General features: G+C 35.9%; 20 protein-coding genes and 1 pseudogene. 5 read left to right on the plus strand and 16 right to left on the minus strand.

From position 1 onward, the window contains the following. Positions 1 to 35 precede the first annotated feature (35 nt). From COB47_RS10270 to COB47_RS10285, 4 genes are all read right to left on the minus strand, one after another. Positions 36 to 434 (minus strand): NifB/NifX family molybdenum-iron cluster-binding protein, encoded by a 399-nt coding sequence (locus tag COB47_RS10270; protein ID WP_013291302.1) that lies wholly within the window; start codon positions 432 to 434, stop codon positions 36 to 38. After that, complete coding sequence (locus COB47_RS10275) at positions 406 to 888, minus strand: hypothetical protein (protein WP_013291303.1); 483 nt, start codon at positions 886 to 888, stop codon at positions 406 to 408. Before COB47_RS10275 ends, COB47_RS10270 begins: the two co-directional genes overlap by 29 nt. A 21-nt stretch (positions 889 to 909) precedes the next feature. Beyond that, positions 910 to 1167 carry an SLAC1 family transporter gene (locus COB47_RS13000; protein WP_041742547.1) on the minus strand — a complete coding sequence of 86 codons (258 nt, stop codon included), beginning with the start codon at positions 1165 to 1167 and terminating at the stop codon, positions 910 to 912. Positions 1168 to 1266: 99 nt separating this feature from the next. Further along, a complete protein-coding gene (locus COB47_RS10285) occupies positions 1267 to 1503 on the minus strand; it encodes a DUF5320 family protein (RefSeq protein WP_013291304.1) in 237 nt (78 codons plus the stop codon). A gap of 224 nt (positions 1504 to 1727) precedes the next feature. Between COB47_RS10285 and tnpA the strand changes: the two genes are divergently transcribed. Together tnpA and COB47_RS10295 are read left to right on the plus strand one after the other, a co-directional pair. After that, positions 1728 to 2138, plus strand: coding sequence for an IS200/IS605 family transposase (gene tnpA, locus COB47_RS10290; RefSeq protein WP_013291305.1), 411 nt, complete (start codon positions 1728 to 1730; stop codon positions 2136 to 2138). After that, entirely contained in the window at positions 2131 to 3363 is a 1233-nt protein-coding gene (locus COB47_RS10295; RefSeq protein ID WP_013291306.1) for an RNA-guided endonuclease InsQ/TnpB family protein, read from the plus strand. Before tnpA ends, COB47_RS10295 begins: the two co-directional genes overlap by 8 nt. A 47-nt stretch (positions 3364 to 3410) precedes the next feature. Here the strand turns inward: COB47_RS10295 and COB47_RS10300 are convergent, their stop codons facing one another. Then, the gene (locus tag COB47_RS10300) at positions 3411 to 4199 is read right to left on the minus strand and encodes an Mrp/NBP35 family ATP-binding protein (RefSeq protein WP_041742815.1); all 789 of its coding nucleotides are present in this window, start codon (positions 4197 to 4199) and stop codon (positions 3411 to 3413) included. 182 nt (positions 4200 to 4381) lie between these two features. Between COB47_RS10300 and COB47_RS10305 the strand changes: the two genes are divergently transcribed. The 3 genes from COB47_RS10305 (at position 4382) to COB47_RS10315 (ending at position 6393) form a co-directional block, all read left to right on the plus strand. Next, on the plus strand, positions 4382 to 4753 hold the full coding sequence (locus tag COB47_RS10305) for a CBS domain-containing protein (protein WP_013291308.1): 372 nt from the start codon (positions 4382 to 4384) through the stop codon (positions 4751 to 4753). A 74-nt stretch (positions 4754 to 4827) separates the two neighbouring features. Further along, a complete protein-coding gene (locus COB47_RS10310; RefSeq protein ID WP_013291309.1) occupies positions 4828 to 5592 on the plus strand; it encodes a tRNA (adenine-N1)-methyltransferase in 765 nt (254 codons plus the stop codon). Positions 5593 to 5817: 225 nt separating this feature from the next. Then, positions 5818 to 6393, plus strand: a complete 576-nt coding sequence (locus tag COB47_RS10315; RefSeq protein WP_013291310.1) for a Uma2 family endonuclease — start codon at positions 5818 to 5820, stop codon at positions 6391 to 6393. 111 nt (positions 6394 to 6504) lie between these two features. Here COB47_RS10315 and COB47_RS10320 read toward each other — a convergent pair whose 3' ends face one another. The 11 genes and pseudogenes from COB47_RS10320 to COB47_RS10370 all read right to left on the minus strand — a co-directional run. After that, positions 6505 to 6837, minus strand: a complete 333-nt coding sequence (locus COB47_RS10320; RefSeq protein ID WP_013291311.1) for a hypothetical protein — start codon at positions 6835 to 6837, stop codon at positions 6505 to 6507. Positions 6838 to 7414: 577 nt separating this feature from the next. Then, positions 7415 to 7753, minus strand: coding sequence for a type II toxin-antitoxin system PemK/MazF family toxin (locus COB47_RS10325; RefSeq protein ID WP_013291313.1), 339 nt, complete (start codon positions 7751 to 7753; stop codon positions 7415 to 7417). After that, positions 7753 to 7998, minus strand: a complete 246-nt coding sequence (locus tag COB47_RS10330) for a CopG family transcriptional regulator (RefSeq protein ID WP_041742550.1) — start codon at positions 7996 to 7998, stop codon at positions 7753 to 7755. The genes COB47_RS10325 and COB47_RS10330 overlap by 1 nt, the downstream gene beginning before the upstream one ends. A gap of 168 nt (positions 7999 to 8166) precedes the next feature. Next, on the minus strand, positions 8167 to 11391 hold the full coding sequence (locus COB47_RS10335) for an S-layer homology domain-containing protein (protein ID WP_013291315.1): 3225 nt from the start codon (positions 11389 to 11391) through the stop codon (positions 8167 to 8169). 20 nt (positions 11392 to 11411) lie between these two features. Continuing rightward, the gene (locus COB47_RS10340) at positions 11412 to 12590 is read right to left on the minus strand and encodes an ABC transporter permease (protein ID WP_013291316.1); all 1179 of its coding nucleotides are present in this window, start codon (positions 12588 to 12590) and stop codon (positions 11412 to 11414) included. 3 nt (positions 12591 to 12593) lie between these two features. After that, on the minus strand, positions 12594 to 13271 hold the full coding sequence (locus COB47_RS10345) for an ABC transporter ATP-binding protein (RefSeq protein WP_013291317.1): 678 nt from the start codon (positions 13269 to 13271) through the stop codon (positions 12594 to 12596). Between the two features lie 25 nt (positions 13272 to 13296). Continuing rightward, the gene (locus tag COB47_RS10350) at positions 13297 to 15291 is read right to left on the minus strand and encodes an HlyD family efflux transporter periplasmic adaptor subunit (RefSeq protein WP_013291318.1); all 1995 of its coding nucleotides are present in this window, start codon (positions 15289 to 15291) and stop codon (positions 13297 to 13299) included. A gap of 33 nt (positions 15292 to 15324) precedes the next feature. Beyond that, positions 15325 to 16143 carry a hypothetical protein gene (locus tag COB47_RS10355; RefSeq protein ID WP_013291319.1) on the minus strand — a complete coding sequence of 273 codons (819 nt, stop codon included), beginning with the start codon at positions 16141 to 16143 and terminating at the stop codon, positions 15325 to 15327. 217 nt (positions 16144 to 16360) lie between these two features. Then, positions 16361 to 16924: a hypothetical protein gene (locus tag COB47_RS10360; protein WP_013291320.1), complete on the minus strand. Its 564-nt coding sequence runs from the start codon at positions 16922 to 16924 to the stop codon at positions 16361 to 16363. 124 nt (positions 16925 to 17048) lie between these two features. Then, positions 17049 to 18056 carry an HD domain-containing protein gene (locus COB47_RS10365; RefSeq protein ID WP_237699036.1) on the minus strand — a complete coding sequence of 336 codons (1008 nt, stop codon included), beginning with the start codon at positions 18054 to 18056 and terminating at the stop codon, positions 17049 to 17051. A gap of 395 nt (positions 18057 to 18451) precedes the next feature. Then, positions 18452 to 19158 (minus strand): annotated as a pseudogene (locus COB47_RS10370) (transposase); the annotation flags it as partial. Between the last annotated feature and the right edge of the window lie 28 nt (positions 19159 to 19186).

Below are 19186 nucleotides of genomic sequence, written 5' to 3' on the forward strand. Positions count from 1 at the left end.
CCAAAAATAATCTATAATGTCAATTTTTATACCGGTTACAAATTATGATGGTGCTTGTGAGAATGCTGATGTAAATGATGATGCAACCCCTCTTCGTGTTCATGAATCTTGTTTGCAAGTGTTTCATCTGACCTTAGTTCGCCTTTTAATAGTTTTTCAACTGCTTCATCTGGATTGCCTAAGACACCAATAAAATATTTTATACCAAGAGTATCAAATATATATCTTGCTCTCTCACCCATTGAACCTGCAATTACAACATCTGCACCTTTTTCTTTTATAAACTTTGCAAAAAGCCCAGCTCTGTGCTCTGGCATTTCAAAATACTCTTTTGTTATAATTGCACCGTTTTCAATTGTATATATGCAAACTTTTTCACTGCCACCAAAGTGAGGACTTATCTTGTCACCCATTAGCATAACTGCTATCTTCATTGTTTATTTCCTCCTTTTTTAAATTCATTGAATTTGATTTTAATTCAAACAAACAATTTCTACAAACACCGTGAAATTCGTACAATATAAATTTTGAATCAAAATGATAAAATTTCTTTATCTTTCTACTAATCTTTTCAAGCGCACTATCGCTCAACTTTAGCCAAAATTTTTTCTTACAAACGTCACATACAAAGAAGGTTAAATTTAAACTCTTATTCGATTCATCACTAACATAGGCTATATATTTATCATTGGCTACATCACACGATATTATCAATCCTTTTTGTTCTAATCTATTTATACCTCTATAAATAGTGCTCAAACTTGCCCAGCTTATTAGACTCTGAACAAGACCTTGTTTACTTACAATATTGTTATTTCTTTTTAAATAATCTATTATCATTTCACATATCTGATTATTCTTTAAGTTTCTTTTTTTATAATTTGACATACACTCTCACCATAATTAACCTTACTCTTCTTCAATACAAATATTTTTCTTTAAAATATTCGCAATTGTTGCACTTGCTAATATAATAACTACAAAACTTAAAACTATCAAAGAAACACCAAAAATATATTTGAAAACACTCAAGTGTGTCTTAGTTAGCATCACAAAAGTTGCTATAGAAAAGGCTGCAAGTGGAAAAGAATATGCCCACCAAGAAAGATAGAACTTTGAGCTAAGAAATTTCTTAATTTGGGCTATCAAAAGAAGTATCAAAAACATTGCAAAGAAATAAGTAACCTCCTTTCAAAACTTTTAAAATTATTCGGGGGGCATGAAAATTTGCCTTTTGAAAGCCCCCCTTCAAAGTAATTTCAGATTTTACTCTTGTTTTTGTTCGTCTGAAAGAAGCTTGTCAATCAGTTTTAACCTTTGTTCTAAAACCTGCTTTTCATACTCTAAAGCTTCTTTTGCAAAAGGTAAATCTTTTGAGCCTGCCAAATACATCCACTTGCAAATTCCAGAGCCTCTGCCAAAACTACCGCTAAAACCTCTTCCAAATCCTTGACCAAAGCCCTTTGCACCTCTGCCAAAACCGCAGCCATATCCCAACGGCATAACCTTCACCCCCAGAAATATTTTATTGGCATATGCTAATTATAATTATACTCGGTTTTTGGCATATGTCAATATATTTTTTAAAAAAATTCCCCTTGCTTTTTTACAAGAATCTTTGCAGAAAGCCTCGGCCTTTTAGGGCGGGGATGAATGCAAAGATTGAAACTGAAAACCAAATACGGTATAATTGAATTAAATCTTTAAAAATAGCAGAGTAGATTATAATGAATACCTACAGGTCAACCAGACATGCCAAATTCTTAATCAACTACCACTTTGTATGGATACCAAAATATCGCAAGGACTTTTTAAAAGACCTTGAGGTGAAAAAGACGGTCGAAGAAACGGTACAAGAACTGTCCAAGGCATACAAGTTTGATATTTTAGCACTTGAAATAATGCCTGACCATATTCATTTGTTTATTTCAGCACTTCCAAGATATTCTCCAAGTGAACTAATTAATGTAATAAAAGGTGCTACTGGGAGGAAGATAGGACAAAAATTTCCTCAGTATAAACAGAAGGGTTCAGTGTGGACAAGAGCATATTTTGTGGCAACTGCGGGCAATGTTTCTTCTGAAACAATCAAAAAATATATAGAAAATCAGTGGAAGAAGGCAGAAAAAAATGGATAAGACATATATTCTACCTGTTCCAGAAAAGTATCAGAGTTTGGCAATAGAACTTTCAATTGAGTCAGGCAAAATCTACTCTAAAGCAGTAAGTTTTCTAAAGAAAATGAACAAAAAGGGGATAAAAATATCACGGAAAACATTCGACAGGTATATGGAATGGTGGATACACCAGAAGGATTTTGTACTTCACAGTCAGAGCAAACAGGCAGCATACCAACAGGCATGGACAGCGTATCAGGCAACATTGCAAAAAATTAAAAAGGCAAAGAAAAAAGGAAAAGATACGTCTGGGATAAGATTGCCATACAGAAACAAGAAATACAATAAAGTAGTGTTCAAAGAAAGTGCAATTCATTTGAAAGGTAATGCTTTGATGTTTTCCAACAAGAAGGGAGAACAAGCAATTGTTTTAAGAGACATTGTAATAAAGGCTACTCTTAAATACGCAGAGTTAATCTATCATACCAGCAAGAAAAGATACTATCTTCATGTAGTTGTCGAAGTTAAAGAAAGAGAAATTGAAAAAGGCAAAGGTGTTTTAGCAGTAGACGTTGGGGTAATACATCCGATGGTATGTTTTGATGGAAAGAATGTTTTAATCTACAATGGTGGGATTTTAAATGCAAAGTTGAGATATCGTAATAAAAAATTTGCAGAGTTTCAGCAAAAACTTTCTATGTGTAAGAAAGGTTCAAAAAGATTTAGAAAGCTTGAAAATGCGAAGAGAGAAGTTTTGAGGAAGCTAAACAACCAGATAAGAGATGTGTTGGAAAAATACACATCTCATTTGATAGGGTATTGTGTTAAAAATGGGATAGGCACAATTGTGCTTGGTGATTTGAAAGGGATAAGAAATGGAGCAAAGCATGGGAAAGTATCGAATCAGAAAGTTCATCAGTGGATGTTTAGGAAAGTGGCAAGAAGGATAGAAGAGAAAGCAAGATTTGTGAGGATAGATGTTGTGTATATAAAAGAGAATAGCACATCACAGGTATGTCCTGTATGTGGAAGTAGAAATAAGCCAGAAAACAGGAACTATGAATGCAGAAATTGCAGTTTTAGATATCACAGGGATGGAGTGGGTGCAATAAATATCTACAGAAAGTATACAGGGGGAAGACTCCTGGTAGTAGGGCAATTGGCTTGCCCCACAGGTGTGAGGTTTGAAGCCCACCTGTGTTGCCCAACAAGATGGAATGTTCATCCTGTTGGGAAGACAGCCTGAAATAATGAGCTGTCAGGAATCCTCGGCCCTTTCAGGGCGGGGAGAAGTCAATATTCGTTGAGATTACTTTTTAAAATGTTCAAACATGAGTCAAGATACAAATTTTGTGCTTTTTCAATTTCACCGCTGTCGCAAAGAGCGGTAAGTTTAGAATCTATGGGCACACGTCCTAAAATTCTTAAGCTGAGCCTTTCTGCCTCTTCTTCGAGTTTACTTTTGCCAAAAATGTCAATTTCTCTCCCGCAATGCGGACAAATAGCATAACTCATATTCTCAACTATTCCTATGATTGGTATATCCATCTGTTTTGCCATGTTATATGCCTTTTTGACTATTAAAGATACAAGGTCCTGCGGTGAGGTCACAATTATAATTCCGTCTATCGGCAGTGACTGGAAAACTGTAAGTGCAACATCCCCCGTCCCTGGAGGCATATCAATTAAAAGATAGTCCAATATACCCCAACCAACATCTGTCCAGAACTGTTCTATTGTCTTTGCAATGAGCGGACCTCTCCAAATCACCGGTGCATCTTCTTTATTCAAAAGCAAGTTCATTGACATAATTTTTATATCATTGTGAGTTCTCACAGGATAGATTGCTTTTGAGTCTGATTCAATCTTTGCACCACTTACACCAAACATCTTTGGTATGGATGGACCAGTTATATCAGCATCAAGAATTCCAACTTCATAACCTTCTCTTCTCAAACCCACAGCAATCAATGAAGTAATCAGACTCTTTCCAACTCCACCTTTGCCACTCACAACAGCATACATCTTTTTTACGTCAGTAAATTCATTTTTAGGAATTGGATGCATTACATTCTGTCTCAATTTTCTCTCTCCTTGCTTTGTTTTTTCTTTTAATTTTACTCTTGTTTCTGGCATATGTCAATTTTGTTTTTGTCTTTTAAATAATTTACAAATTTTTCGTGTATCGAAGCAAATTTTGGGTATATAATAAAATTGTAGAGTGTCTATCTTAAATTAATAATTAATTCTGGGGGAATAGAAAAATGCTTTCAAACATAATTAACAAGGATTTTATAAAACTTTTACCAACAGATACAGTCAAGTTCGCGCTTGAACAAATGCAGAAAAGAAAAAAGAGCGTGGCAGTTATCGTAGATGAAAATGACTTTTTAAAAGGAATTATCGTAAAAGCAGATATTTATAGGTTCCTCAGCCAGCCCGGTCATTATGAAACATACCCTGTTGAGCTTGCTATGACAAAAGCGGTAATCACAGCTGATAAAAATGACGATATTAAAGATGTTGCAAAACTTTTGCGTGAAAATGACATTTCAGCTGTTCCTGTTCTTGATGATGGCAAGGTAATTGGTCTTATTGGTCTTGAAGATATAGTTGATTATTTTATTAACATGTAGTATTTAATATATTCAGATATACAATAAGTTCAAGAAATAATTTGTTGTTATCCAGTAACTGAAGGGGGCACAAAATGGAGCATATGTTTGAGTCAAAGAGAGTAATCATTGGTCCAGAAGGATTTAAAAAGGTTATTGATATATCTGTACCAAAAAGAGTCAACCTTCCAACAGGCTATATTGAAACAGAGAAAATTGCTCATATTCCACCGGGTGGAAGCTTTTTTGCAAATGATGTTGAATATTTTGTCTTCCCGTGTGACACGTTTGACTACGTTATGCATTTTTTAAAAAGACACACACAGATAGTCTACCCAAAAGACGGAGCCTACATTCTTATGAAACTTGACATACACCCAGGTAAAAGAGTTGGAGAAGCGGGCACAGGTTCTGGTGCGTTTACCCTTTATCTTTCAATGGCTGTTGGACCTGAAGGCAGGGTGTATACATATGAGCAAAGAGAAGAGTTTTATAAAAAAGCTGAGAAGAATATAAAAAACTTTTCTAAATTTGATAACGTAGTTATGCACAATAAGTCAATTGTAGATGGAATTGAAGAGAAGGATTTAGACGCATTCTTTTTAGATGTCAGAGAACCTGAAGAAGCAATCTTATCTGTTAGGGAAGCTCTAAAACCGGCAGGACATTTAGGGATTTTAGTGCCAACAACAAATCAAGTGTCAGAGACACTAACAGCTTTGCAAAATAATAGGTTTTATGTCTCTGAGGTTGTTGAAATAATGATGCGTCAGTACAAGCCTGTACCAGAGCGTCTGCGACCCGATGATAGAATGATAGGGCATACCGCTTATATGATTTTTGCAAGGAAGATTCTGTGATGTAGAGTCAACAAAAATAAAGCTTTTTGACATAGCAATCCAACAATTTATAGCGATGAGAGTTTACGTAATATGACTTAAACAGTCCTAATAAAGATTTTGACATAGAAGGTCTTTTTGAGAACCTGACAAATTGCCTATTTTCTAATGTGGCAAAGAGCGAAAAGTTTGTGGTATAATTATTAAAAAGAGAAGTCTTGTGTTTTGAGCAAAGGTGGGTATAAGTTGGAAGTAAGTTTCCCCAATAAATATGAGTATTACACCTACGAAGAATTTTTGACCCTTCAAAAAGAGGAAAACCGATTTAAAATTGAATATGACAATGGCTTTATCTTTTCTATGGCCCCTGCTCATCCAAACCATGATAGAGTAAAGAACAAAATTGCAACAGCGTTTATTAATCATCTTGGATTTGGTGGCATGTGTGAAGTTTTCACAAGTGATATTGCTGTTGTCTTTGAAAATCAAAATGAAATTTACGAATTTCAGCCAGATATAATGGTATGCTGTAACCCTAAGCTTTTTAATGGTCCAAAGTACAAAGGACCCCCGCGCCTTGTTGTTGAAATACTATCATATTCGACTGAACACCGTGACAGAACAATTAAACTGTCTGTGTATGAAAAATTTCAAGTACCTGAGTACTGGATAGTTGACATTTCAAATGAGTGCATTGAGGTTTACAGCAACAATATCAATGGGAAATATTGCTCAATAAATAAATACAAAAAAGGTATGACAATAAAGGTATTTGATACCCTTGTTTTGGATGTTAATGAAATATTTAGTGTGATAAAATAAGATGTAAAAAATAGAAGGGGACTTTCCTAATTTAAGGTGCTATTCTATCTGGAAAGTCCCTTTTGTTGCATTAATTTGCCTGTTGTTTTACTAGTTTCAAAATGTATGAGGTCAATTATTTCTTAATGAATCCAATCTTGCTTTTCTGCTGTTGTAAGCAATATTAAATATTTCGGTTATCAAAATAAGAGTCATTAATGTTTTATCTAATAATTCTATTTCTCTCCTTATTTCATTTTTTTCAAAAAATACTATACTATTGATAAACAAAAAGTATGTGAAATAAATTGTCTTAAAATCCATAGTAACAGTTTCAATAGAAAACCAATAAAAAATTTTTGATATGAACCAATGAGTATTACATTTTTTAAATCTAGCATTTATGAATTCATCAGCCAGATAACAAATACTAAAATATGAGCTATATGCCAAAAGCATAAACATGAATATTTCCCCTTCTTGTGTTAAAAGAGGTATTACAGAATTCGTTATGTATTTTTTAAATTCGCTATAATAACTATAACCAATTATAGTTTTAAAAAAACTTTAAATAAATATATCCAAAGAATAAATGTATACAATCTCAAAATAGCCGAACATAAAGTTGATAAAAATTTACTAATTGGTATTATAAAAAATATCAAACACAGAATAAAGCTAACTAAAAATTTAAAAAAGGAACTACTAAAAATTTCAATGAACGAAATTACTAAGACAGTTATTAATAAAATTTTTCCAATTAAATCATCCTTATAATATCAGTAAATTAAAATAGTTCTTTAAAAATTTTACCCCAAAGATATCTATTAAAAGCACTTCCTTGCTTATCCTACCTTTTTTTAGTAGCCATAATAATATAAAAATACTAACAATGCAAAATCCCCAAAAGTATATTTCCCGAAGCTTATTTCTATATTGCTTCATTATAGAAACTCTCCTTTTAGTTTTAAACTAATATTTTACAATACCCACTGTTATTCCTGTATTTAACAAAATATCAAACCATGGTTCAACATATTTGTTACAACCCCAACAAAACCTTTATCTTCTCCTCAAATTCTTTCAACTTCCCATCGGACAATTTTCCAATCTTCTTTACAAGTCTTTCTTTTGAAATTGACCGTATATCTTCTGGTTTTGCAAATGACTCTCTGTCAAGTCTGCTTTCTTTTGGCTGGATCTTTACATGCAGAGGTATATTCTTGTTTTTGCTCGTGATTGGCACAACAACCACTAAGTCAGCAGGACATGAATTGAACTCATCAACTGAAACTATTACTGCTGGTCGAACACCACTTTGTTCATGTCCCCGCGTTGGGTTTAAATCTACAAGCCATATTTCGCCTCTTTTTGCACTCATTATTCAATCCCATCCTGCAATGTATTTTCCCACAGCTGTCTTTCTTCAATTTCTTCCTGCCACAGCTTACTGTTTTCTTTAAGAGCTGCATAAGCTTCAGCAGTTGCTGAAAGTAAAATTTTTCTTTTGTACTCTGCAAGGGCTTCCTGAATTACCTTTTGCATTGGTTGATTGAGCTGTTGAGAAAGTTTCTTTAAACTTTCATATGTTTCAATATCCACTCTTACTGTTGTTGTCTTGTTCATTATAAATATCACCCTGTAGATTAATTTATCTACTCTATAGTATACCGCATTGAAAAGATTTTTACAAACAAATGATTTGGTAACAAGATAATCGAAAACAACAAAGAAAGAGGGACTGTGCATCCAAATGATGACAGTCCCTTTGGCAAAAGTCAATATAAGATATTTTTATGGATTTACCATTGCAACAACTTTGCCATCGTAGCCTAAAAGGAGGTAAACTCTCTGGCCTGTTTTGAACGTATCTGACAAAATCCATGAGCTGTCACAGTTTTCGCTTATTTCGTATGTCTTTTCAACAAGTTTCCCTGTTGTTGGATCAAATACATTTGCAACAATAGCTTTAGGTGTAAACCTTGTAGGTTGATAACTTTTTAGATAACAGTCAACTTTGTTGTCCACTATCAAAATATAACTATTTCTGCCCCATATATCCTTTACTTCATAAACCACATTATATTTTTGGATATAGCTATAATCTACAACATCTCCATCTTTTATAAACTTCCTGCTGCCGCTTATATCCAAATCTCCTGCTTTCAAAGTCAGATATGTCTGGTCACCTGCAATGTATGGCTTGCTGTATACAGGGTCAAATATCACACAGTAGTCATATCCTTTTTTCTTAGTAGACAGTCCAAATACAAGCGAAGTTGACATCTGAAGCTTGCTAAGTGCTGTTGAAAAATCAATCTTTGAACCATTATAGTAATATGTTATATTCTGAGGCAATATCATATCAAGTTGACTACCACCCTTGTCAACTGTCACTTTGTTTGAAATGGCTGAAAGCACTGTCACACCTTCGGTTGAATTTAGCTTCTTGTACACAAGGGTTATTTGATTATCTTGGTCGATGTAAAGCCCATATTTTGCACCAAGTTCTAAATTCACATTTTGGTTTTCTGGCAATGTCAAAATTCCCTGGTCTGTCAACACTTCATTTACATCAAGCCCTTTTGCAGTTGAATATGTTCCTAAAATCACTGTTTCTACATACTTGCCGTAGCTGTCATAGTACGGGTCTTGAATTATTGCATACTCATATGAATTTCCTGCTGCGTTGTATCCAAAATAAATCTTCTGACCCGATTTTATTATGTTTTTCAAGCTATTGTAGTCAACCTTACTTCCATTGTAATAATAAACAGGTTTTTGTGGCAGGAAAGTAGAGCTGCTTGTGCTGCCTTTTTTGAGGACAACATTTGTATAGCTTATAACCTCTGTAACCTCTGCTGTATCGACGCTGTTGAGCTTCTTTACAACCTTTGTGATTGTATCATCTTTGATATATACCCCATATTTTGCACCAACTGTAAGCTTGCCTGCTGTGGATTTTACCGCGTATATCCCTTTGTCTGTTAAAACCTCGTTCGTAGATAACTTATCAGATACAACCGCATCTGCCAGAACGATAACCTCAGTATATGCACCATACTCAGATGAATATGGGTCCTGAAGAACAATATACTCGCAAGTTTTCTCATCCTTTGAGTATCCAAAATAGATTTTTTGACCTGATTTTAACGCGTTTTTCAAATCACTGTAGCTAATTTTATTGCCATTATAGTAGTAAATAGGTTTTTGTGGCAGGATTATGTTTTCCTGGCCGTTTGATGATTTTAACTTTACATTTGTATCACTAACAACATCTGTAATCTCATACAAATCCACAGTATTTAATTTTTTTACAACTAATGTTATCTTGTCATCCTTAACATAAACACCATACTTTGTACCAATCTCCAGTTTTGTGTTTATATCAGGTAAATAAAATATACCTTTGTCTGTTAAAACCTGATTGTTTTCTAAAGCAGGGTCCAAAAGTGCATCCTGCAAAACTATTGCCTCAATATAATTGCCGTACTGTGTGCCGTATGGGTCTTGAATAACATACGCCATAACCTTGCCTGTGTCAGGGTCTTTTGATACATAGAGTATCTGGTCTTCTTTTAAAATGTTTGGTAGATTTTCATAGCTCTGTTTTGTCCCCTGATAGTAATACAAAGGCTTGCTTGATAGCTGAATCTTTTGTGTCTTGCTGTTTTGCTGAACATCAAGTGTGTAATCATCTATATTTTTGATGGTAAACTTATCGGATACCCACACTTTTTGTAAAGCTGCAGTGATTGTATCATCTTTTATATACACTCCATACTTTGCTCCAATTTCAAGGTTTTCAGGTTTTATTGAAGATGCAACAAAGTATATTCCCTTGTTTGTCTGAACCTGGTTTGCTTCCAAAGACGATGATGTTTTAGGAGTTGCCAAAATCAGCACCTCATCGTAGTTTCCATAAATCTCTTGTGCATATATGTCTTTAATTACAATATAGTCCACTTTGCTCCTATCTTCAGAATAGATAAAGCTTATTTTCTGATTCGGCTTTAGTACATTTTCTATTGCGTCATAGCTCTGCTTTGATCCGTTATAATAGTATGTTGCTGAAGATGGCAAAGTAATTGATTTTGTCTTTCCACTTTCCTTGTAATATACAGTCTTGCTGCTTACCTTTGTGCTGACAATCTGGAAAGAGTCAGCTTCAGTACCAAACACTTTCGCGATTTTATTGTCGTCAACCTGAAGCATGTACTTTTTCCCAACTTCAAGTTGCGTCTTTGTTGCATTCACAAGCACTCCGCTGTCTGTCAAAACCTCATTTGAAAGAAGCTTTGAAGAAGTTTTGCCCGTATCAAGCACGACATATGATTTGTAAAGCCCAACATACTCAGAAAATTTTGTACCGTTGCTTTGGGATGAAGCTGATACTCCACTTAAAGCTGACTGGGTAGATTGAGCTTGAGTTCCTCCGCTTTTGACATAAGTATCAAGAAGTCTTGATAGCATCAAAGCGAGAGCCCAGCGCGGAACCTTTTGCGATGCAGAAAGGTTTATTCCTTTTATAAGCCCAAGCTCTGATGCCTTGTCGATATAATTCTGCGGCCAGATGCCAGAAAGGTCTGAGTCGGAATACCCAAGCATCCTCACAATGGCAGTTGTTGCCTGGGCAAAGGTCAGCGGGTCGTTTGGATGGAACTTATTGTCTGCCATTGGTGTCATGTATTTTTTCTTTACTGCCCAGTTGACATATCCGCAAAGTGTGGTGTTAGGCTTTATATCAGGATACTGCGAATACCCTTTCTGAAGATTTGCCTCATCCTCAGCGTTTGAAATCTTTACAATCGCAGCTGCAAACTCGCCGCGCAGAATAGCAGTGTTCGGCTTGAAATAGTCCTTGTAAACAAAAATTCCAAGCTTATTTAACTTTTCTACAGCCTGCTTGTAGGTTGCATTTGATGGAATGTCCTTGTATGCAGCAAAAGCAGAAAACAGACTAAAGTTTACAACCACAAAGCAAAGTAACAAAATAACCGTCAAAAGCTTTTTTCTCATCTTTCAAATCCCCTCCAAGCTTATTCGTATCTTAGCGCTTCTATCGGGTTGAGGCGCGATGCTTTTGATGCCGGGAATAGTCCAAAGACTATCCCTATAGCAAGTGAAATCGTAAACGCAAGAATAGCCCATGGTATTGAGAATATAGCTGTTGCAATATTAAGTTTTGACATTGCTCTTATTGTCACAAATCCCAGTATTATACCTACCACTCCACCAAACCCTGTCACAACAGATGCTTCTATCAAAAACTGGACAAGAATGTTTCTTCTCTTTGCGCCAATTGCTTTTCTGATTCCAATCTCTCTTGTCCTCTCTGTGACAGATACAAGCATGATGTTCATGATGCCAATTCCACCAACAATCAGCGAAATCGCAGCAATTCCGGCAAGCATGAGCGTGAGTGTCTGGGTTACACTGTTTAAGGTGTCAAGTAGCTGGGCTGTATTGAAAACTCTAAAGGCGGTAGAGTCGTTGTAAATCTTCATGAGAAAATCATTGAGATAGTTCATTACAGCTTCACTTCTGTTACCATCCGTGATTTTTATCGCAAAGTTTCGGATTATTGCGTTTCGTGTAAGCCTTTGTGCAACTGTTACAGGGACTATCACCTGGTCATCGTCTGACTGCTGCTGCGAATTTGCACGCTCTTCTAAAACACCAACAACTGTGAATATCTGCCCGTTTATCTTTATCTTTTTCCCTATCGGGTTTTGCCCGTTAAATAAATCTTTTACGATGTACGTCCCAACAAGCGCAACCTTTTGACGGTAGTCCACATCAATTGGCAAAATAAATCTTCCGCTACTGACGTTGACGTCCCTGACAGTGCTATAGTCTGCTGTTGTTCCAATGAGGGTCGTATCGTGGGTGTTTGTCCCATACTTGAGCGTGACAGAGCTCGATACAGTTGGTGCGATTGCCTCAATATCCTCTGCGTGCTGCTCGGCAAACTGCTGAAGCTCTTCATATGTGACGTTTCGGTTACTGTTTCTTCCTGTGATGTTTATTTGAATGAGATTTGTTCCAAGCCTTTGCAGCCTGTCTGTTATGCTTTTTGTGCTTCCCTGGGCAAGCCCAACAACCGCAATCACCGCCCAGATACCAATGATGACACCAAGCATAGTCAAAAAAGACCTCAATTTATTTGAAAGGATGCTCTTTATTGCCATTTTAAAAGCCAAAGCAAACTGAGCCACCTGTCAGCTCACCTCCTTGTCCTCTATTATTTGACCGTCCTGAATCCTCACAATCCTTCTTGCCTGCATGGCGATGTTGTTGTCGTGCGTGATTAGGACAATGGTGTTTCCTTGAGCATGTAGATCTTTAAAAATCTGCATAATCTCAGCACCTGATTTTGAGTCCAAATTTCCCGTCGGCTCGTCAGCCAGGATTATTGGCGGGCTTGTGACAAGCGCCCTTGCAATTGCAACTCTCTGCTGCTGACCGCCAGATAGCTCTCTTGGCCTGTAATGCATTCTATGTTCCAAACCAACCCTTGCCAAAGCCTCTTTTGCAAGCTTGTGACGCACAGAGGCTGGAACACCTTTGTAGATTAAAGGAAGCTCAACGTTTTCAAGAGCTGTGAGCTGTGGTATTAAGTTAAAGTTTTGAAACACAAAGCCTATCTTGCTGTTTCGAATCTCTGCAAGCTGATTGTCATTGAGCCTGCTGACTTCATGACCATCCAGTATGTATGTGCCAGATGTCGGTGTGTCAAGACATCCTATGATGTTCATAAGGGTTGATTTTCCTGAACCAGATGGTCCTACTATTGCAACAAACTCGTGAGGGTTGATTTTTAGGTTAATACCGTTTAAAGCATACACCTCGTTCTCGCCCATCTTGTAGATTTTGTAGATATCATTAAGTTCAATCATAGCAAGCTTTCACCTTCTTTTTTTATTACCTGTTTGTGTTACTTCCCTGTGAGCCAGACGACTGATTTCTTGTGCCAGTGCTGCTTTGGTTTTGTCTGAACTGTCTGAATTCGCCCGGCATTCCACCACCAGGTCCGCCAAATCCGCCCATTATGTTAAAGCCCTGCTGAGTTTGCGTCTGTGTGCTTGTTGAGCCTGTTGAAAGCGGTGGCAGGACAACGATATCTCCTTCATTAAGTCCGCTTACAATCTCGATGTATGAGTCATTGTTTATACCAACCTCAACAGGTCGTAAAACTGCACCTTTATAGTAGCTGCTACCCAGCAAACTTGTCATTCTTCTTGTTCGCAGCTGCGAAGAGCTACCTGTGCCTTGACTATTTTGTGACCATGAACCTCTTGACTGGCTATTTCCTGATTGCTGTGCACTTTCTGTGCTGCTACCTTCTTGCTGCTGCCATCTTTGTCGCCAGTTTTGTGAGCCTTGAGCAGAGCTTTGCTGATTATTTCCAAAACCTCCCTGCGGGAAAAATCCGCCAGTTTGCCCTTCTTGAAAGCTATTTTGACTTGAGCTTTTTACAAACACAAAGTATCTGTTGCCAAATTTCTGCACAGCTTCAAGCGGCACCATCAAAACATCTTGTTTCTGGTTTACTATTATCTCAGCATTTGCGTTCATGCCAATCTTGAGGTCTTTTGGGTTGTCAATAGAAATTGTAACAGAGTATGTTGTAACGCCGTTCTGGGTTGTACCAACAAGCGGGATTTTGGCTACTTTCCCTGTCAGCGGGTTTGTCTGTGTCTCTGGCAGAGCATCAACTGTTATATTTACTTTTTGCCCTACTTTTATTTTAGCAATATCAAGCTCATCTATGTCAACCCTGAATACTAAATTTTTGTTATCAAATACAGTTGCAAGTACCTCTCCCGCTTTTATGTTATCGCCTTTTTTGAAGTTTATGTTGGTCACAACTCCGTCAAACGGAGCTTTGATGTAGTAGTTTTCCAAGTTATCCTCTGCATCATTTAGCTGGTCCTGCAAGTTTTTAAGCTGTGTCTGATAATTCTTGAGCTGTTTTGACAGGTCATCGTTTGAAAGTTTTAAAAGCACAGCACCTTTTTCAACAAACTGGTTGTTTCTTGCAAAAATCTCTTCAACCTCACCGTCAACCTTTGCCTTGACATTTTCCTTGTCTACATACTCCAAGGTTGCGTCCTGCGTGCTAAGATATACTTCACTCCCAACCTTTATCTCAGCACTTGCCTTCATGCCTTCCTGCAGAGCGCCGGGGTTTGAGATTGTGATCTCAACATCAAAAACTTTGCCACCGTAGTCATTTGTGTAAGTTGTGTTTCCAAGATAGCTTACTGTACCCTGGATTGACTGGGAAATATCAGGAATGTAAACAACTGCTGGCGCACCTATCTTGACCTTGCCGAAAAGCGCTGCTGAAAATGGTAATGTAACTTTCAACTTTGATGTATCAATTATTGTCAAAACGGTTGAACCTTTTGAAACCCTGTCTCCTTCTTGAACGTTCAGATTTTTAACATACCCAGAAATTGGTGCGGTGATAACAAGGTTTTTGATACTCTCCTGAACATCTGCAATTGAGGAGTTTACATCGTCAATCTGACTCTTAATTGAATCAATCTTGTCCTTTGCATCCTGGCTTTCAAGCTCAAATATGACATCACCTTTTTTGACAGAATCACCGTCTTTGAAAAATACGTTTGTGATGGTTGAACTCACTGTTGATGTAAGATCTACGCTCTGAGCAGACTCAATCGGGCCTGAACCGGTGACACTGACGGTTATATCGCCGCGGGTTACCCTTGCAGTCCTCTGGGCAATGGTTTGATTTTGATTTTTTCTTCCCTGAACAAACCTGTATATTCCAAACCCTGCCCCTGCTAAAATTGCAACAATTACTGTGGATATTATAACTCTCTTTAAAGCCTTGCTTTTTAAACTGAACTTAAACTTTGGAGTTTTTAGCGGTTTTACTTTCTCTGTCATATGCACACCCTTCCTTTCGCTTTTTTTACTGCTTTATTTTGAGCTCTGGCTATATGTTCCCATCACCATAATCCTTTTTGCAGTTGTCTTTTTACTGTCTGAATACCAGATGTAAACTATGTTGTTTGCTTTCAAATCCTTTACAGTCAGCTTCTTTTCTGTCATCTGACCATTTTGAAATGTTCTTGTGACAATCACTGTTGATTTTGAAATTGTGATTGTCTTTGTCTGGCTTGATAGCTTTAGATTCATCATGTCTCTATCAAATCCACCTTGAGGTGGCTGACCGACTGGTCTTTGCTGAGGTTGATTGGTTGACGTGCTTTGCCCTGGCTGTGGTCTTTCGATTGTTGCAACTGTGATGGTTATTCTGCTTGACTCAACTTTTTTGATAACACCAATTAGTTCTGGTGTCTGATATGGGTCGTATGTGCCCTGGACAAGAATTTTTGAGATGGTTTTCTTTTTGCTATCTGCATACCAGATGTACAGAATGTTATTTGTCTTTAAGTCCTTTGTTGTTAGCTTCTTTTCTGTTACCTGACCATTTTGAAATACTCTTGTTACAATTGATGTTTTGCTTGAAACTGTAATTGTCTGTGTTTTGGATGTGAGCTCAATTCTACCTCTTCCAAATCCTCTGCCATCGCTCTGGGATGAGAGCTTTGCAATGTAGATTGTGATTTTACTGCCAGATAAACTCTTTACAACACCAATTAAATCTGGTTGTGAATTTTGACTGCTATTTGATTGGGCATACGATATATTCCATGGTAAGATTAACACTGTAGCTATAAAAGTCAATATTAACATAAGGCACATATAAGCTTTTAGGCTTTTAGGCATTCTCATTTTTTCATTTGCGCCTCCTTCGATGAAGATTTTTCATCTTTAAAATATTTTAGCAGTAATTTGTGAATAAATTTTTAAATTTTTGAAAACAAATTTTAATGAAATGTGAAAATTGTGAAATGTGGGAAAATAAAAAAGGTGGGCTAAATACCCACCTCGCTTTTAGTCATAACCAGAAAGATTTAGCGAAGATAATAACATTATCTTTTTCATAAGTTTAACCTTCTATTTTTACAAAACCGTTTTCTTCTAAAAACTTAATGGCTTCCTCTATTTTTTTCTCGGTGTATTTATTGCCTTTTAATTTTTTCACTTTTTCTATAATTTCTTTTTTATTAAGCTCATCAGTCCCCCGAATTTTTAGTTGATTTATCACGTAATCCACTGTTGCAATTAACTCCAATTCAGAAGCGTTAAAGCTCGACAAGTTTTTTATTAAATCTTTAATCTCTTTTGAGTCTATCATCTCTATATCATGATGGCTCAAATATTTTTCATCATCAGATACTTCTTCAGGAATTATTTCATGAGTGTATCCATCTTTTGGATCAATTCGTACTAATCTATTCATTTCTAATCTGTGTATATCATATTCTAACTGGCTACTGTACGGACCATAATAGTGAATCGAAAAATTATAGTTAAGGTTTAACCCCTTTCTCTGAAGCAAATACACCACTTTTTGCAAAAACTTTTTACCTACTTTGTTTCCTGTACTTGAGCAATGTTTAGTAAACTCTTTTATCAAATGCCACAATATCAGGTCTCTATTTTCTTTCATAGTGTAGGTGCCTCCCTCCCCTTTTTAATTTGAACGTTTCATCATATTCTGTATTTCATTTACTATTGCCTCTGCTTCTTCCTTTTTATCCTCAGAAACATATATCCTTTTTATATTTATTGGTTCAGGCATCTTTTTTATAACCTCTGAAGCAATACTTATAGACATCACTTCTTTGTTTTTCTCGGTCTACTATAGGGATTGCTTTTTCACTATCAAGTTCATATTTTACAGGTATCTGATGAATCATTTTGTCAGCCGAATCAAAAAGAAGATTTTCTTTGCTAATTTTTTGTATAAGACTGTTTTTTATCAAATTATAAATAGATTCTTGATCTTTGTTAGAATGAGGTGGTGTTTCATAAATACAGCTCATTATCTTTCTCTTTAAAAGTCTTTCTGCGCATTCATTTTCTTTGCTCTTTTCTCTGATAAGTTCACTGATTGTTACATCGTCATATTCTAAAAATTCATTAATGTCTTTGGGATATTTACCCTCTTTCAAAGCAGACTTCAAAAAAGAAAAAAGCATATTATCCAAAAACCTTCGAGTTTTGTGAAAGTAAACTTGTGTAAACATAAAATATCGAGCTAAAACAAACTCTTCAAAAGCGTGTATTCCGCTTTTTTCAATAGCAAGATGAAGTATACCTTCATCATTTTTCCAAATGGTAAGAGTGTTTATTAACCTTTCCAAATCAAACTTTCCATAGCTTACTCCACAGTAAAGTGAATCCCGTAAAAGATAATCCATCTTGTCACAGTCTAATTCACTGTCCATAAACTTTCTTAGAAACATGAAATCAGGATTTTCTATATTTTCTCCTTTGTATATAGAACAAATCAGCTCAGGAGTAATATCATAGTCTTTACTGTAGAGTTTTTTGAATCTCTCTCCTATCTCATGAATATAATCTCCTATCTCTGTTTGAGTTGCTATCATGCAACTATAATCTTCATGTTTCAAATCATCTGGAAAAAGCTCTTCTGAAGCGTGAGAAAAAGGAGCATGTCCGATATCATGAATCAAAGCTATAAGTCTCAATATCTGAGTATACCATTCTTTTTGAGGAATATCAAAAATATTTGTCTTCTCAACAACTGTCCTGAATGCTTTTGTAACAAGATGCATAACGCCCAATGAATGTCCAAACCTTGAATGTTCTGCTCCATGATAGACGTAGAGTGGGAAAATGCCAGCTGTTTTATATTGCGTAATCTCTGAAATGGAAAAGAATCTATGATTTTCAGTTCTAAATCATTAACTTGAATAAAACCATGAACTGGATCTCTGAATTCATAGATTTCATTTGCACTCATTTTAACTCTCCAATTTCAAAATACCTTATCTAAATATATTTTTCAAAGTAGAAGTTCTTGTGATAAAAGAAAATATGTTCTATGTGTTTATTATATCAAAGGGAATAAATTTTTGTAAATATATTTTTATTTGAAGTAAACATCTTTTTTAGTTGTCTTATTTGCCATTTAATTAGGTTCTTTGTCAAGAGTTGGGGTGGGTATTCTGAATGCCCACCTTGTAAAATGAAATTTGTCTGCTACTTTCTTTGCATTTTTAAAATATATCTTTGCTGTATCCACATATCACATATGAAATACTTTACTCTCTCCCTATCCCTTAGTTTCTTAAAATATTCAATCAAAACATCTTGTCTTCTGTCTTTTAAAATCTCTACTATCTGTTTTTTCACAGGATCCACAACTATACACTGATATTTAGCTCCACCTGCATTTCCCTTGAATTCATCTATGCATATCGCCTCAAAAGAAAACTCCTCTATCTTCTGGGTAGGACTTACCTTGTCAAATAACCTCATAACTGCCCAAGCTGATACATTTGTCTGTCTTGCTACCTCTTTCATACTGCTTAAATTGCTAAGCTGACTTATAATGTATGCTGCCAGTCTGCTTGTCATCCTTTGATGTTTGCCCAAAAAATTTACGTGTTCAAAAAACTTCTTTCCACATTTCTTGCAAACATATCTTCTTTTTCTTAAAACTAAATATGTTTTCTTACCTATTATTGGTATGTCTTTTACTCTTTGGATACGATAATCATGTATCTTGCTTGTAACGCTCCCACATATAGGACATTTATGAGGCTTTTGCACCTGACTTATATGCAGTTCTACTTCCTTTTCGTTTTCAATTATTTGGTTAAGAACAATATCTTTTGATTTCAAAAGTTCAGTGATATAATTATGATTAAGCACTTATTCTGGATGCCTCCTTTCTTTTGTG

Source organism: Caldicellulosiruptor obsidiansis OB47 (genome assembly GCF_000145215.1).
GTDB classification, from domain to species: Bacteria; Bacillota; Thermoanaerobacteria; order Caldicellulosiruptorales; family Caldicellulosiruptoraceae; genus Caldicellulosiruptor; species Caldicellulosiruptor obsidiansis.